The following is a 14,342-nucleotide window of genomic DNA, read 5'->3' as shown; positions in this document are numbered from 1 at the left end:
CCTCGAAGGAGCACACCATGGTCGCCAATATTTCGTTTCCTCGGTTCCTCAAGCTGGGCGGCGGTGCCGTCGAAGAGTTGGGGACGGTACTGACCGACCTCGACGTGTCACGGCCGTTGCTCGTCACCGATGCGTTCATGGCCGGCAACGGCTCGGCGGATCGTTTGATGAAGATCATGACCGAGGCCGGGAAGACGCCTGCACTGTTCTCGGGCACCGTTCCGGATCCGACGACCGATTCGTTGGTCGCCGGTCTCGAAGCGGTTCAGCAGCATTCGGCCGATTCGATCATCGGGTTCGGCGGCGGCAGTCCGATGGACACGGCCAAGGCGCTGGCCATTCTCGCGGTGCAGGGCGGAACGATGCGCGACTTCAAAGCCCCAGTGCTCTCGACCGGCCCGGCACTACCGATCATCGCCATCCCCACCACGGCCGGAAGTGGTTCGGAGGCAACTCAGTTCACCATCATCACCGATGTCGCCTCGGACGAGAAGATGTTGTGCCCCGGCCTGTCGTTCCTGCCGATCGCCTCGATCATCGACTTCGAGTTGACGATGTCGATGCCGGCGCGCTTGACGGCGGATACCGGTGTCGATGCACTCACCCACGCCATCGAGGCGTATGTCAGCAAGAAGGCCAACCCCATTTCCGACGGTTTGGCGCTCAGTGCGATTCGCACGATCGGAACGTCGTTGCTGCGCGCGTATCGGGACGGCGACGACCGGCGGGCGCGCGAGGCCATGATGCATGCCTCGACGCAGGCCGGAATGGCCTTCTCCAATGCGAGCGTCGCTCTGGTGCACGGCATGAGTCGACCGATCGGCGCGCACTTCCATGTTGCACACGGGCTGTCCAACGCGATGCTGTTGCCTGCCGTCACGGCGTTCTCGATCGCCGGGGCCCCGGCGCGTTACGCCGACTGCGCACGCGCACTGGGCGCGGCGTCGGAAAGCGATTCCGATCAGATTGCCGGTGGCAAGTTGCAGGATGCGATCGTCACATTGTGCCGTGAGGTGGAGGTTCCGACGCCGGAGACCTTCGGTATCGACAAGGCGAAGTGGGACCAGCTGTTGCCGCTCATGGCCGAGCAGGCGCTCGCGTCGGGCAGCCCGGGCAACAATCCGGTGGTGCCGACGGCCGAGGAGATCGTCGATCTGTACCGGCAGGTGTATGCGGGAATCCAGTAGGACTCACTCCGATGCGCGGGCGGCAACAATGTCGCGCCGCGCATTTCGGCGCTGCACCGCAATTCCACCGACCACGGTCACGGCCGCAAGCACTGCCGACAGCAGAATGGACGACCGCTGTTCCGGCCGGACCACCATCATCACCAGGACGAACACGATGAACCCGATGGCCAGATAGGTCAACCACGGGTAGAGCCACATCCGAACGGCGGGGCGTTCGCCGTCGCGGTCGAGTTGACGCCGCAGCACCAGCTGGCTGCTGGCGATGGCGAGATAGACGAAGAGCGCGACGGCTCCGGTGGTGGCCAGCAGGTAGGTGAAGAGTTTCTCGGGCAGGATGTAATTTCCGACCACGGCGAGGAACCCGAGCACCATCGAGGCGATCACCGCAATCCACGGCACCCCGTTCGTGGTGATCTTCTTGACCGACTTGGGTGCGTCGCCTCGATCGCCGAGCGAATACAGCATGCGCGACGCGGTGTAGAGCGCCGAATTCAGGCACGACGCGACGGCGGTCAGAATGACGATGTCCATGATGGTCTCGGCGTGCGGGATTCCCATCTTGGACAGCACGAATTGGTACGAGCCCGTATTGGGGTCCAGTTCGTTCCAGGGCACCAACGCGACGATGACGAAGATGGAACCGAAGTAGAAGATCGAGATTCGCCAGATCACCGAGTTCGTGGCGCGGGTGATTCCCTTTGCCGGGTCCTTGGATTCGGCAGCGGCGATGGTGACGATTTCCGAGCCCATGAACGAAAACATCGTCGTCAGCATGGCCGCGATCACCGCGCCGAACCCGAGGGGCATGAATCCGCCCGAGGCCCAGAGTTGGTCCACGCCACTTACTTCCGAATCGGGTAGCCATCCCAGGATGGCTGCGATCCCGAGGCCGATGAACGCGATGATGGCCACGACCTTCACCAGGGCGAACCAGAACTCGAATTCGCCGTAGTTGCCGACGCTGATCAGGTTGGTCGCGGTGAGGGCGATGACGATGAGCAGTGCCCACATCCATTGCGCTCCGCCGAGCCAGTTGGTGAGAATGGATGCAGCCGCGGTCGCTTCGACCGGGATCACCAGCACCCAGAACCACCAGTAGAGCCATCCGACCGAGAATCCGGCCCAATGACCCAGCGCGCGTGTGGCATACGTGGAGAACGAGCCGGTGTCGGGATTGGCCGTCGCCATCTCCCCCAGCATGCGCATCACCAAAATCACGAGTGTTCCCGCGAACAGATACGCCAGCAACACTGCTGGGCCTGCCGTCGCGATGGCGTTCGCCGAACCCACGAACAATCCCGCACCGATGACTCCGGCTATCGAGATCATCGTCACGTGCCGTGGCTTCAGGCTGGTACCGAGTCCGTTCTCGCCGGTGTCCGGCTTCTCTGTAATGGCCATCCCTGTAGTCGAACACAAAGTGAACGCCACTGCAGCTGGTGACCGATATGTCCAGAATGCCTCTGGCGCAGTTCTTTCCACGCACAGCGTGCAGACTTGATATCGTCTCTAACCATGGAGGCAGGCTCGTGATCTTCACCGTCGCCGTCGCTCGAGCTATCGCCGACGGTACGGTCCGCCGGGTCTATCGACGTTGGTCGAGTCCGAAAGTGACTGCCGGGTCGGTTCAGCGCTCACCCTCGGGCATGATTCGCATCGACTCCGTCCGCGAGGTGGATCCTGACGGGCTGACCGACGCGGATGCCCGGGCCGCGGGGGAAATATCGCTCAGTCACCTCGTGAGATCGTTCTTCGGCCCCAGTGCGCATCCCACCTATCTGATCGAGGTCTCCTACCTCGGTGCCGATCCTCGTGATGTCCTGGCCGACGATGCCGCACTGGACGAGACCGCACTGAACACTTTGAGGACAACGCTTTCGCGGATGGACTCTCGGTCTGAATCTGCTTGGACACGTGAAGTATTGACGGCCATCGCCGCCGAACCCGGACGCCGCGCAGCGGACCTTGCCGAGCAGGCCGGACTGGATACGAAGACGTTCAAAGCCCGTGTACGCCGGCTGAAGACTCTAGGGCTGACGATCAGCCTCGAGACCGGCTACCGAATCTCACCCCGCGGTGCCGAATTCCTTCGGCTCACCGACGCGACCGACTGATCCCGGCATACTGGACCGATGAACTCCGAAACGGGCAGCATCACCGATCCGGTCACCATCGTCGGTGCCGGCATAGCCGGTGCGGCCTGTGCGCAGGTTCTCCGCGACGCAGACGTGCCGTTCCGCATCGTCGACAGAGGACGCGCTCCGGGTGGGCGGATGTCCTCGCCGGAGCTACACGGCCGTCGCGTCGATCTGGGGGCGGGCTACTTCACCGTCCGAGATCAAGAATTCTCGACGGTGGTCGCCAACTGGGAGTCCGGGGGCCTGGCCCGTCAGTGGGCAAACACGTTCGGCATCCTCAAACCCGAAACGGTTCCGTGCACGACGACCGGACCGGTTCGCTGGGCGACCCCGAACGGGCTTCGATCCCTGGTACGAAACATGCTCGACGGCTACGACATCCAACATTCCACCGAGTTGACCGACCTTCCCGACGGCCACATCGTGGTGGCGATGCCGGATCCGCAGGCGGCGCGAATGACCGCCGTCCCCGATGCCGTCGATTACGTTCCCGTCATCGCGGTGGCATGCGGGTTCGACGGGCTAGACATTCCCTTCCGGGACGCCGCGTTCGTCAACGATCATCCCGACATCGACTTCGTCGTCGACGACGGTGCCCGGCGCGGCGACGGGGCGCCGGTTCTGGTGGTGCACACGACGTCGGAACGAGCGCAGCAACATCTCGACAACCCCGACGACGCGATCGCCCCGGTTCTCGACGCGCTACGTGAGTTGTCCGTCGTCTCGGCGGCACCCGCATGGACTCACGCTCATCGGTGGACCTTCGCCAAGCCTGCGGCGCAACACGATTCGAACTTCGCACTTCAGCAGCAAGACGGACGCTACGTTGGTTTGGCGGGCGACCAGTGGTGCGAATCCGGAGTGCCCAGAGTGGAGAGCGCCTGGCGTTCGGGAACGGACGTGGGCAGAGAACTCGTGCGACGCCTCTCGCACTGACGCCGGATTTGCTCAGCTGACGAATCTCACAGTCTCGTCGAGCGGCGCTCGGCTGGTACGGAATCCGTTGATCGGGTGAGTTTCGTCGGGATAGCCGAAGGAGATGCCGGCCACCACTTTTCGGGTGTCCGGGATGTCGAACCATTCGTGCAGAAACGGCGAGTATGCGGCGAGCGCTGCCTGAGCGATGGCTCCGAGACCGAGACTCTGCGCGGCAAGCAGGAAAGTTTGGAGATACAGCCCGCAGTCGACCGCCCCGTACACACCCAGATCGGCGTCGGTGGTGATGATGGCCGCGTGCGGGGCGTCGAACAGTTCGTAGTTACGAATGAATTGGCGAGTCGTCGCCTCGGTGTCGGACTTGACCACTCCGATGCTCTCGTACAGCGCGCCACCGCATTCGCGTCTGCGCGCTCGGTGCAGGGCGTTGTAGTTGGCCGGGAACGGAAAGTCCGGTTGCGGCACACCGGACGCCACGTGCTCCACCAGTGCGTCGGAGAACTTACGGGTGGCATCGCCCTCGGTCACGATGATCTGCCACGACTGAGTGTTGGACCAGGACGGAGTTCGCTGCGCAGCCGCCAACAGTTGTCCGAGCACCTCCCGTGATACCTGCTTCGGCAGGAATTGCCGGCACGAGTGCCGCTGGTCTAGCAGTGTCATCAGGGACTCGAACTCGTTCACCAGATCCACCTCAAGTCGTCGAAAGCTCTTTTCGCAAGCGAATCTAACACCGGTGGATCAACCCGCTGCGTACAGTTTCGACGGCTCAGGTGACCGCGCGCCTGCGGCTAGCGGTTCCACCGTTCGATTCCGGGCGGGGACCAACTGCCATCGAGCACAGCGGACCCTGGAACGTACATGCGGAGATATACGCGAAATGAACCATCCGGCAGCGGAAGCCAGTTCGCACCGGGCACTCCGGGATCCTCCCGGGAAAAGACCATATCCAGTGAGCCATCCGGCTGATAGACCAGGCCGGGTCTGCTGTCGCTGATGCTGTGACGGTTCCCGGGGACCGACGGCAAAAAGCCGTCCCCGTCGTAGACCGTGATGGAGAAGAACGCGTCAGCGGGAGGTTGCCCACCGGGCGGGAAGTGCAGCCGATAGCTGTTCGCCCCGTTGAGCGGCAGTCCATTTCGGTCCAGCAACGCGGTGACGTAAGCCGCTTCCTGCGGTGTGTTGGCTCCGAGTCCGATCTCTGCCACGCCCGCCCTGGTGACGTAATCGGTTCCGTAGTCACCAATGGTGTCCGGCGGTGACGACCACCCCTGACTGCGGAGCGCGCCCGCATACTGCGAGCCGCTCACCACAGCCGGCAACGAGGACTCTGCAGCACGCACGGCTTGATCTAGTGCGCGGAATGCGACCGGACTCAGGCCCGCATCGGCAACGCGCAGTCCGGGTCCGACGCCGATGCGCGCTAGTTCGGCAAGCTCGGCTGCGTCGCGAATCGGAGGCGGATTCTGTTCCATGGCAGCGCTGATGGCGTCGAGAAGCGCGGTTCCCTCCGGCTTCGGCGGCTCCACGGGAACGAAGGGCGCGCAGTCGGTGAACGTCTGCGGACCCGCGGGAGGTGTGACCGTGTATTGGCTCATCAGCGCGAATGCATCGGCGCGGTCGGCTTCGTCGCCGGCAAGTGTGCGTCCGAGCAACCAGATCCTGCTGTCCGACACGGTGATGGTGGTGACACCGGGGACTTCAGGGCCAGGCGCGCCGGACCAGGTGATCGCGAATTTTCCGGCATCTGAACCACTGGTGCGAGAGCCCACGTAACCGACCACGTTCGTGTACGAGTCCATAAGCTGAAAGTTGAAATATCGGTCTCCCATGTCCGGATGCGACAGCACCACCGGACCGTCGCTCAGATCCAGATGCGCCATGGAGTACAGCGTGTCGACGTTCGGGGCGACCACGAGTTTCTCGTCCGGCGCGATGAAGGCGGGACGCGAGGAGATCGCGTTCACCGGAGCGAGGCCGCGGTCGTCCGGACACGGAACACTGGTGGCCGTGTCACGCACACGCAGCAATTCCAACAGCGGATTGCCGTAGATGAAAGCTCGCGCCCCCAGGGCAGCTGCCTGAACCGGTCCCGGAGCGGGTCCGACCGCACTCGCAGTCCCGGCACCGATCACGACCAACAGCGTTGCAAGACCGATCCGCGACGCGAGACGGAAGATGTGTCGTTTCGTCATGCGCCACATTAAACACGCATGCATGTCCAAAGGGAAGCAGGGCCGGATGATTGGATGAGGATCACACGACACACATCTGCGAGGAGGTACTGATGTCGGACACGGAAACCGGTGCAACTCCGCTCCCTCGTGGACGGCACAAACTCGGAGCCGAGGAAGTCAAGGCCTCGCAGCGCGCCCGGTTGTTGCAGGCAATGGAAGACCTGGTCGACGAGGTCGGCTACTCGAAAGCGAGCGTCCCCAAAGTGGCCCGTCGAGCCCGGGTGACCGATCGCGCGTTCTATGCCCTGTTCTCCGACAAGGCCGAGTGTTTCATCGCCCTGTGCGAGCAGCATGGCGACGCGCTACGGGAAGAGCTGAGCGACGCCGCCCGCGAGATGTCCGGGGCCGAGGACATGTTCGCCGCTTTCGATGCCGGACTACATCGTTATCTTCGGTGGTGGATGGAGCGGCCCGGTGGCTCGCGCGCCTTCTTCGTGGAGATCCTCACCGTGGGCGATCGCGCACACACTTCACGCGACTCACGGGCCGCACTGTTCGCGCAGACGCTACGTGGGATCGGGACGTTGCTACGCGCTCAAGCGGGCATCGACGGAGCTCCGGCCGAGATCGACGCTACTGCCGCTGCGGCCCTCGCTACCGAACTGGTTGCGCGCGAGGTACGCGCAGGCCGAATACAACGCCTACCCGAGCTTCACGCGGATCTGCGAAGAGTCCTGCTTTTGTTGCTGCTCGGCCGCGAAATGTAGCGACCGGAACGTCGAGTGCCGAGGATGCGGCAGGGGTGGGCGCAGAGGGGTTCGAACCCCCGACCGCTGGTGTGTAAAACCAGAGCTCTACCGCTGAGCTATACGCCCGAGTACCGGTGGCCTGGGGACAACCCCGGGCCACCGGAACGCTTGGAGAAATTTATCGTGTCTGATCTCTAACTACAATTCCGCAGGTCAGCTCACCTGTGCGAGAGCCTCGGACCACGACGAACTGTCGCGAGCCTCGCCAGGTCCGTTCATTTCGGCGAACCTGATGATTCCGGATTTGTCGACCACGAACGTTCCGCGATTGGCGAATCCTGCTGTGTCGTTGAAAACCCCGTAGGCCTGAGCAACCTCACCGTGCGGCCAGAAGTCCGACAGCAGCGGAAAGGTGTAGCCCTGTTCTGCAGCCCAGATCTTGTGGGTCGGAGGCGGACCCACCGAGATCGCCAACACCGCGGTGTCGTCGTTCTCGAAGGTCGGTAACTCGTCGCGTACTTTGCACAGCTCGCCCTGGCACGTGCCGGTGAAGGCCAGTGGATAGAACACGAGCAGAACGTTTTTCACGTTCCTGTACGACGACAACGTGACCAGTTGGTTGTTCTGGTCTTTGAGGGTGAAGTCGGGCGCAACCGCGCCAACCTCGATCGGCATCTAGAACCGTCTTCCTGTGTCGAGCATCTCCCCTACCGCTTGGTGGCGGGGGTCTTGGGCTGAACCAATCGACTTCCGATCCAGTCACCGAGGTTTGCCGCAGAGGTCTGCGTCAATCCTGCGGTCGGGGCGGACTCGGCAATCTCACTGGGTTCGACGTGACCGGACATGCCGGTTTTGGGGCTGAGGACCCACACGATGCCATCGTCCGAGAGCGGACCGATTGCATCCATGAGTGCATCGACCAGGTCACCGTCTCCGTCGCGCCACCACAGCAGTACAACGTCGATCACCTCGTCGGAATCCTCGTCGAGGGTCTCGCCACCGATCGCATCTTCTACGTCGGCGCGCAGATCATCGTCGGTGTCCTCGTCCCAGCCCAGCTCCTGTACGACCATGTCGCGAGTGATGCCAAGTTTCTGAGCGTAGTTCTGAGCGTCCGCCGCGGCGACCACGGTGGTGACCTCCTTGAATTGTGGGTGCAGTAGACAAAGCGAACAGTGTCGAAGCCGTTCGCGCAAGCTGACCGCGCCGAAATTGCGTACATAAATTTCTACTGGTGGGTATCGGGCCTCTGTACTACCAGAACCGACAAGATGTAGCAGGATTGGGGAGGAATCACGAGAACGAGGAAAGTAGACCGCCGTCACAGGGGCGGGTCTACCGGGACCGGACGCCACACCGAGCGTCCGCCACATTGAGGAGTGCACACGTTGTCCGAAGTGAACAGCGGCGAACGGCAGAACACATCGTCTGCAGGCAAGAAGGGCTCTGACGGCCGGGTCCGCGTCATCCGTGAGGGTGTCGCGTCGTACCTGCCCGATATCGACAACGACGAGACCAACGAATGGATCGAATCGTTCGACGGCCTGTTGGAGAGGTCCGGCCCCAACCGCGCTCGCTACCTGATGCTCAGGTTGCTCGAGCGCGCCGGCGAGCGCCGCGTCGCACTGCCGTCGCTGACGTCGACGGATTACGTCAACACCATTCCCACCGAGAACGAGCCGTGGTTCCCCGGTGACGAGTCGATGGAACGCCGCTACCGTGCCTGGATTCGCTGGAATGCCGCGATCATGGTGCACCGCGCGCAGCGTCCCGGCGTCGGAGTCGGTGGCCACATCTCCACGTACGCCTCGTCGGCTGCGCTGTACGAGGTCGGCTTCAACCACTTCTTCCGCGGCAAGGACCACCCGGGCGGCGGCGACCACATCTTCATCCAGGGTCACGCCTCCCCCGGCATCTACGCCCGCGCCTTCCTCGAGGGCCGCATTCCGGCCGAGCGCATGGACGGCTTCCGCCAGGAGGCCAGTCACGTGAACGAGGGCGGCGGACTGCCGTCGTACCCGCACCCGCGTCTGATGCAGGACTTCTGGGAGTTCCCGACGGTATCGATGGGTCTCGGCCCGATGAACGCCATCTACCAGGCCCGCTTCAATCACTACCTCAACGACCGCGGCATCAAGGACACCACCGATCAGCACGTGTGGGCGTACCTCGGCGACGGCGAGATGGACGAGCCGGAATCGCGTGGACTCGCGCACGTGGCCGCCACCGAGGGCCTCGACAACCTCACGTTCGTCGTCAACTGCAACCTGCAGCGCCTCGACGGCCCGGTCCGCGGCAACGGCAAGATCATCCAGGAACTGGAGTCGTTCTTCCGCGGTGCCGGCTGGAACGTCATCAAGGTCGTCTGGGGCCGCGAGTGGGACTCGCTGCTGCACAAGGACCGCGACGGCGCACTGGTGAACCTCATGAACACCACGCCCGACGGCGACTTCCAGACCTACAAGGCAAACGACGGCGGGTACGTCCGCGATCACTTCTTCGGCCGCGATCCGCGCACCAAGGAGCTCGTCAAGGATCTGTCCGACGACGAGATCTGGAACCTCAAGCGCGGCGGCCACGACTACCGCAAGGTGCACGCTGCCTACGCGGCCGCGATGTCGCACAAGGGCCAGCCGACGGTCATCCTGGCGCACACCATCAAGGGCTACACCCTCGGCAAGCACTTCGAGGGCCGTAACGCCACGCACCAGATGAAGAAGCTGACACTCGACGATCTCAAGACGTTCCGCGATCTCCAGCACATCCCGATCTCCGACGAGGAGCTCGAGAAGGATCCGTACATGCCGCCGTACTACCACCCCGGCCCGGATGCCCCGAGATCCAGTACATGCTCGATCGTCGCAACAAGCTCGGCGGATTCGTCCCCGAGCGCCGCGTCGACGTCAAGCCGCTGCCGCAGCCGGGCGACGACACGTACAAGACGCTGCGCAAGGGCTCCGGCAAGCAGGAAGTCGCCACCACCATGGCGCTCGTGCGTGTCATGAAGGAGCTGTTGCGAGACAAGGAGATCGGCCACCGAATCGTGCCGATCATTCCCGATGAGGCCCGCACCTTCGGTATGGACTCGTGGTTCCCGTCGCTGAAGATCTACAACCGCAACGGCCAGCTGTACACCTCGGTTGACTCGGAGCTGATGCTCGCCTACAAGGAGAGCTCGGTCGGCCAGATCCTGCACGAGGGCATCAACGAGGCCGGTTCGACGTCGTCGTTCACCGCGGTCGGTACTTCGTACGCCACGCACGGCGAGGTCATGATCCCGCTGTACATCTTCTACTCGATGTTCGGATTCCAGCGCACCGGCGACGGTCTCTGGGCGGCAGCAGACCAGATGGCTCGCGGATTCGTGCTCGGCGCCACCGCAGGTCGCACCACCCTCACCGGTGAGGGTCTGCAGCACGCCGACGGTCACTCGCTGCTGTTGGCGTCGACCAACCCGGCGGCCGTGGCCTACGACCCGGCGTTCTCGTACGAGATCGCGCACATCGTCAAGGACGGTCTGCGACGGATGTACGGCGGCACCGAAGGCGTGGAAGGGTTCGGCGGCGAGAACATCTTCTACTACATCACCCTCTACAACGAGCCGTACGTACAGCCGGCCGAGCCGGAGAACCTGGACGTCGAGGGTCTGCTCAAGGGCATCTACCGGTTCGCTGCTCCGCAGGAGGGCGACGGACCCGAGGCGCAGCTGCTGGCGTCGGGCGTCGGCATGGTCTCGGCCCGCAAGGCGCGCGAGCTGCTGTTCGAGGAGTGGGGCGTGCGTTCGGCCGTCTGGTCGGTGACCTCATGGGGCGAACTGCGCCGCGACGGCGTCGACGCCGAGAAGGAGTCCCTGCGCAACCCGGGTGCCGACAAGCGCGTTCCGTTCGTCACCTCGGCTCTGGCCGACGCCAACGGCCCGGTAATCGCGTCCTCGGATTGGATGCGCGCCGTTCCGGACCAGATCCGTCAGTGGGTTCCGGGCGATTACGTCACCCTCGGCACCGACGGCTTCGGGTTCTCCGATACCCGTCCGGCCGCACGTCGGGTGTTCAACGTCGACGCCGAGTCGATCGTCGTCGCCACGTTGTCCGCCCTCGCCGCATCCGGTGAGATCGAGAAGTCCAAGGCTGTCGAGGCTGCGGAGAAGTACAAGATCGACGACGTCACCGCGGCTCCGACGTCGTTCGCCGATACCGGTTCCGCGTAGGTTCCACCCTTGATCGCCCGACCCCCGTCCCACGTCGCGAAGTACGTCCATCGCGATGTGGGCGGGGGTCGGGCGTAGGTTCTCCCTATGTCCGATGCGAAGCCCGGTTCACCGGACAGTGCGTCCGCACGCGATGTGTCCCGACGCGACGCCTACCGTGAGGCGTTGCGTGAGTCGTTGACCTCGGACAACGAAGTGCATCTTCCGGTCGCCTCACTGGCTCCCTCACGCCAGAAACGCGATCCACTGCCCGATGCCCTGCTGCGACGCGTCAAGCAGTTCTCCGGCCGACTCTCGACCGAGGCCGTCACCACCATGCAGGGCCAGCTGCCGTTCTTCGGTGATCTCGACGCCGCCCAACGTGCCAGCGTCCAGCTGTTGATTCAGACAGCCGTCGACAACTTTCTCGAATGGCTGAAGAACCCCAACAGCGATATTCGCTTCAGCCTCGACGCATTTCAGGTCATCCCCCAAGACCTTGCCCGACGCCTCACTCTGCGCCAGACGGTCGACATGGTGCGGGTGGCGATGGAGTTCTTCGAGCAATGGCTTCCGGCGCTGGCCCGCAACGACCAGCAGTTGGTGGCCCTGACCGAGGCCGTATTGCGGTATGGGCGCGAGCTCGGCTTCGCGGCCGCGTCGGTCTACGCCAGCGCCGCCGAGTCCCGTGGAGCCTGGGATACCCGCCTCGAGGCCCTCGTGGTCGACGCGGTGGTGCGTGGAGACACCGGCTCGGACATGCTCTCGCGCGCCGCCACGTTGAACTGGGACGCCACGGCACCCGCGACGGTACTGGTCGGCACTCCTCCCGACGACCGAGGCGTCTCGGTGGTCGGAACCGTGCACGCCGTGGCGCAGAAGCACGGCCGCGCGGCACTTGCCGTGGTGCAGGGAACGCGGCTGGTGATGGTGGTGAGCGGTCAGCTCGACGACACTGCCACGCATCGCGCATTCATCGACGACATGCTGCAGAACTTCTCGGACGGCCCCGTCGTCATCGGCCCGACCACTCGCACTCTCGGCGCGGCGCACTCGAGCGCGGTGGAGGCCTTCGCCGGGATGCAGGCGGTGGCGGGTTGGCGGGGTGCGCCGCGTCCGGTGCACGCAGGTGAGTTGCTGCCCGAACGCGCACTGCTCAACGACGGCGCAGCGATATCGGCGTTGAACGATCACGTGGTGGTTCCGTTGGCGGCGGCCGGTTCCGGTTTGGCCGACACGCTCGACGCCTATCTGGACTGTGGTGGTGCCGTGGAAACCTGCGCACGGCAGCTGTTTGTTCATCCAAATACGGTCCGATATCGCCTCAAGCGAATCGCCGAGGTCACCGGTCGCGACCCCACTCACCCGCGCGATGCGTACGTGCTCAGGGTCGCGGCAACGGTAGGTAGGTTGGCTCGAACCCATCACGAACCGCCCCATCCTGCCCCATATGTCACACAGGTCACATTCGGAGAAGTGGTCACGTAACGCCGACCCACCCTCCGGCGATAGCGGATACCCACGAGGCAATTTGTAGGGTTCCCACAAATTGCTTGTCGAGAGTTCATCGAGCGCGACATCACTCATTCGGCACCCGACGGTGTTCTCTTAACCCTGTGATTGCGTTGCTTGCGCCCGGTCAGGGCTCCCAGACTCCCGGCATGCTGTTGCCTTGGCTCGAATTGCCAGGCGCGGCAGACCGACTCGCGTTGTGGTCGAAGGCCTCCGGTCTCGACCTCGTCCGCCTCGGCACCACAGCTACCGCCGAGGAGATCACCGACACCGCGGTGACCCAGCCCCTGGTCGTCGCGTCGGCCCTGCTCGCATTCGAAGAGATCGCATCTCGTGGCCTGTTCCCCGAGGACGCCATCATCGCCGGACACTCGGTGGGCGAACTCGCCGCCGCTGCGATCGCAGGCGTCATCTCCTCCGACGACGCCGTGTCACTCGCTGCCGTCCGTGGCGCAGCAATGGCCAAGGCGTGCGCACTGGAGCCGACCGGCATGTCCGCCGTGCTCGGCGGCGACGAAGCTGCCGTCCTGGCGCGACTCGAAGAACTCGACCTCGCCCCGGCCAACGTCAACGCTGCAGGCCAGATCGTCGCAGCCGGATTGCTCACCAAACTGGCCGAGTTGGCCGAGAGCGCGCCCGAGAAGGCTCGGGTTCGCGCTTTGCCGGTCGCAGGCGCATTCCACACCAAGTTCATGGCATCTGCGGGCGACACCGTTGCCGCAGCCGCTGCCGCCATCACCCCGTCGGAGCCGACGCGGACGCTGCTGTCCAACTCGGACGGTCAGCCGGTCGCCTCCGGTGCCGATGCACTGAACAAGCTTGCCGCTCAGGTCACTCGCCCCGTGCGATGGGATCTGTGCAACGCCTACCTGCGCACCGCGCAGGTCACCGGACTTGTGGAACTGCCCCCGGCAGGCGCATTGGTCGGCATCGCCAAACGCGAACTGCGCGGCGTTGCCAATCTCGGCCTGAAGACACCGGCGGACATTTCCGCAATGGCCGAGCTCGGTTAGCTCGACCCACACACTCCGCAGTCACAGCACTGCGGATCGCACTTCCACTCCCCGAGTGGCAGAAATGCACAATCGCGTCTCGAAGCACATGACTTCGGCGTTCTACACAGAAGAGAAGGGAGCCACAACAGTGGCCAGCCAGGAAGACCTCATCGCCGGACTTGCAGAGATCATCGAGGAGGTCACGGGCATCGAACCGTCCGAGGTGACCATCGAGAAGTCCTTCGTGGACGACCTCGACATCGACTCACTCTCCATGGTCGAGATCGCAGTGCAGACCGAGGACAAGTACGGCGTGAAGATCCCCGACGAGGACCTCGCAGGTCTGCGCACCGTCGGCGACGCCGTCAACTACATCCAGAAGCTCGAAGCGGAGAACCCCGAAGCCGCAGAAGCTATCAAGGCCAAGCTCGACGACTCCGCGAGCGAGTGACACGGCCC

Annotated in this window: 12 protein-coding genes, 1 tRNA gene and 1 pseudogene; 8 read left to right on the top strand and 6 right to left on the bottom strand. The window is 64.0% G+C overall.

The window, feature by feature from the left end; translation table 11 throughout:
- The first annotated feature begins 17 nt into the window (after positions 1-17).
- Positions 18-1,187: an iron-containing alcohol dehydrogenase gene (locus AYK61_RS01575; protein WP_121869551.1), complete on the top strand. Its 1,170-nt coding sequence runs from the start codon at positions 18-20 to the stop codon at positions 1,185-1,187.
- A 3-nt stretch (positions 1,188-1,190) separates the two neighbouring features.
- Here the strand turns inward: AYK61_RS01575 and AYK61_RS01570 are convergent, their stop codons facing one another.
- Positions 1,191-2,591 carry an amino acid permease gene (locus AYK61_RS01570; RefSeq protein ID WP_121869550.1) on the bottom strand — a complete coding sequence of 467 codons (1,401 nt, stop codon included), beginning with the start codon at positions 2,589-2,591 and terminating at the stop codon, positions 1,191-1,193.
- Positions 2,592-2,719: 128 nt separating this feature from the next.
- Here AYK61_RS01570 and AYK61_RS01565 point away from each other — a divergent pair, with 128 nt between their 5' ends.
- The gene (locus AYK61_RS01565) at positions 2,720-3,304 is read left to right on the top strand and encodes a winged helix-turn-helix domain-containing protein (RefSeq protein WP_121869549.1); all 585 of its coding nucleotides are present in this window, start codon (positions 2,720-2,722) and stop codon (positions 3,302-3,304) included.
- Between the two features lie 18 nt (positions 3,305-3,322).
- The gene (locus tag AYK61_RS01560) at positions 3,323-4,264 is read left to right on the top strand and encodes an NAD(P)/FAD-dependent oxidoreductase (RefSeq protein WP_121869548.1); all 942 of its coding nucleotides are present in this window, start codon (positions 3,323-3,325) and stop codon (positions 4,262-4,264) included.
- 12 nt (positions 4,265-4,276) lie between these two features.
- Here AYK61_RS01560 and AYK61_RS01555 read toward each other — a convergent pair whose 3' ends face one another.
- Together AYK61_RS01555 and AYK61_RS01550 are read right to left on the bottom strand one after the other, a co-directional pair.
- On the bottom strand, positions 4,277-4,927 hold the full coding sequence (locus tag AYK61_RS01555; protein ID WP_121872335.1) for a nitroreductase: 651 nt from the start codon (positions 4,925-4,927) through the stop codon (positions 4,277-4,279).
- Positions 4,928-5,055: 128 nt separating this feature from the next.
- Positions 5,056-6,459: a DUF1254 domain-containing protein gene (locus AYK61_RS01550; protein WP_183130126.1), complete on the bottom strand. Its 1,404-nt coding sequence runs from the start codon at positions 6,457-6,459 to the stop codon at positions 5,056-5,058.
- A gap of 92 nt (positions 6,460-6,551) precedes the next feature.
- Between AYK61_RS01550 and AYK61_RS01545 the strand changes: the two genes are divergently transcribed.
- Complete coding sequence (locus AYK61_RS01545) at positions 6,552-7,208, top strand: TetR/AcrR family transcriptional regulator (protein ID WP_121869546.1); 657 nt, start codon at positions 6,552-6,554, stop codon at positions 7,206-7,208.
- Between the two features lie 36 nt (positions 7,209-7,244).
- On the opposite strand, the gene AYK61_RS01540 is transcribed toward AYK61_RS01545, so the two are convergent.
- The 3 genes from AYK61_RS01540 to AYK61_RS01530 form a co-directional block, all read right to left on the bottom strand.
- Positions 7,245-7,316, bottom strand: a tRNA-Val gene (locus tag AYK61_RS01540).
- 87 nt (positions 7,317-7,403) lie between these two features.
- Positions 7,404-7,865 carry a peroxiredoxin gene (locus AYK61_RS01535; protein WP_121869545.1) on the bottom strand — a complete coding sequence of 154 codons (462 nt, stop codon included), beginning with the start codon at positions 7,863-7,865 and terminating at the stop codon, positions 7,404-7,406.
- Positions 7,866-7,897: 32 nt separating this feature from the next.
- Entirely contained in the window at positions 7,898-8,320 is a 423-nt protein-coding gene (locus AYK61_RS01530; protein ID WP_032379129.1) for a DUF3052 domain-containing protein, read from the bottom strand.
- A gap of 267 nt (positions 8,321-8,587) precedes the next feature.
- On the opposite strand from AYK61_RS01530, the pseudogene aceE reads away from it, so the two are divergent.
- The 4 genes and pseudogenes from aceE to acpM all read left to right on the top strand — a co-directional run bounded on the left by aceE (position 8,588) and on the right by acpM (position 14,334).
- Positions 8,588-11,397 (top strand): annotated as a pseudogene (gene aceE / locus AYK61_RS01525) (pyruvate dehydrogenase (acetyl-transferring), homodimeric type).
- An 87-nt stretch (positions 11,398-11,484) separates the two neighbouring features.
- Positions 11,485-12,864, top strand: coding sequence for a CdaR family transcriptional regulator (locus AYK61_RS01520; RefSeq protein ID WP_230596340.1), 1,380 nt, complete (start codon positions 11,485-11,487; stop codon positions 12,862-12,864).
- A 128-nt stretch (positions 12,865-12,992) separates the two neighbouring features.
- Positions 12,993-13,901, top strand: a complete 909-nt coding sequence (locus tag AYK61_RS01515; RefSeq protein WP_121869544.1) for an ACP S-malonyltransferase — start codon at positions 12,993-12,995, stop codon at positions 13,899-13,901.
- Between the two features lie 88 nt (positions 13,902-13,989).
- A complete protein-coding gene (gene acpM, locus AYK61_RS01510) occupies positions 13,990-14,334 on the top strand; it encodes a meromycolate extension acyl carrier protein AcpM (protein WP_045199610.1) in 345 nt (114 codons plus the stop codon).
- The last annotated feature ends 8 nt before the right edge of the window (positions 14,335-14,342 follow it).

Origin of the sequence: Rhodococcus sp. SBT000017 (genome assembly GCF_003688915.1) — a bacterium.
In the GTDB taxonomy this organism is placed as follows: domain Bacteria; phylum Actinomycetota; class Actinomycetes; order Mycobacteriales; family Mycobacteriaceae; genus Rhodococcoides.
This window is presented reverse-complemented; position numbering and strand designations above follow the sequence as displayed.

Bases quoted from the DNA above. Each gene is read 5' to 3' on its own strand.
- AYK61_RS01575 (WP_121869551.1), top strand. From the start codon at position 18: ATGGTCGCCAATATTTCGTTTCCTCGGTTCCTCAAGCTGGGCGGCGGT.
- AYK61_RS01570 (WP_121869550.1), bottom strand. From the start codon at position 2,591: ATGGCCATTACAGAGAAGCCGGACACCGGCGAGAACGGACTCGGTACC.
- AYK61_RS01560 (WP_121869548.1), top strand. From the start codon at position 3,323: ATGAACTCCGAAACGGGCAGCATCACCGATCCGGTCACCATCGTCGGT.
- AYK61_RS01555 (WP_121872335.1), bottom strand. From the start codon at position 4,927: ATGACACTGCTAGACCAGCGGCACTCGTGCCGGCAATTCCTGCCGAAG.
- AYK61_RS01550 (WP_183130126.1), bottom strand. From the start codon at position 6,459: ATGACGAAACGACACATCTTCCGTCTCGCGTCGCGGATCGGTCTTGCA.
- AYK61_RS01545 (WP_121869546.1), top strand. From the start codon at position 6,552: ATGTCGGACACGGAAACCGGTGCAACTCCGCTCCCTCGTGGACGGCAC.
- AYK61_RS01535 (WP_121869545.1), bottom strand. From the start codon at position 7,865: ATGCCGATCGAGGTTGGCGCGGTTGCGCCCGACTTCACCCTCAAAGAC.
- AYK61_RS01520 (WP_230596340.1), top strand. From the start codon at position 11,485: ATGTCCGATGCGAAGCCCGGTTCACCGGACAGTGCGTCCGCACGCGAT.
- acpM (WP_045199610.1), top strand. From the start codon at position 13,990: ATGACTTCGGCGTTCTACACAGAAGAGAAGGGAGCCACAACAGTGGCC.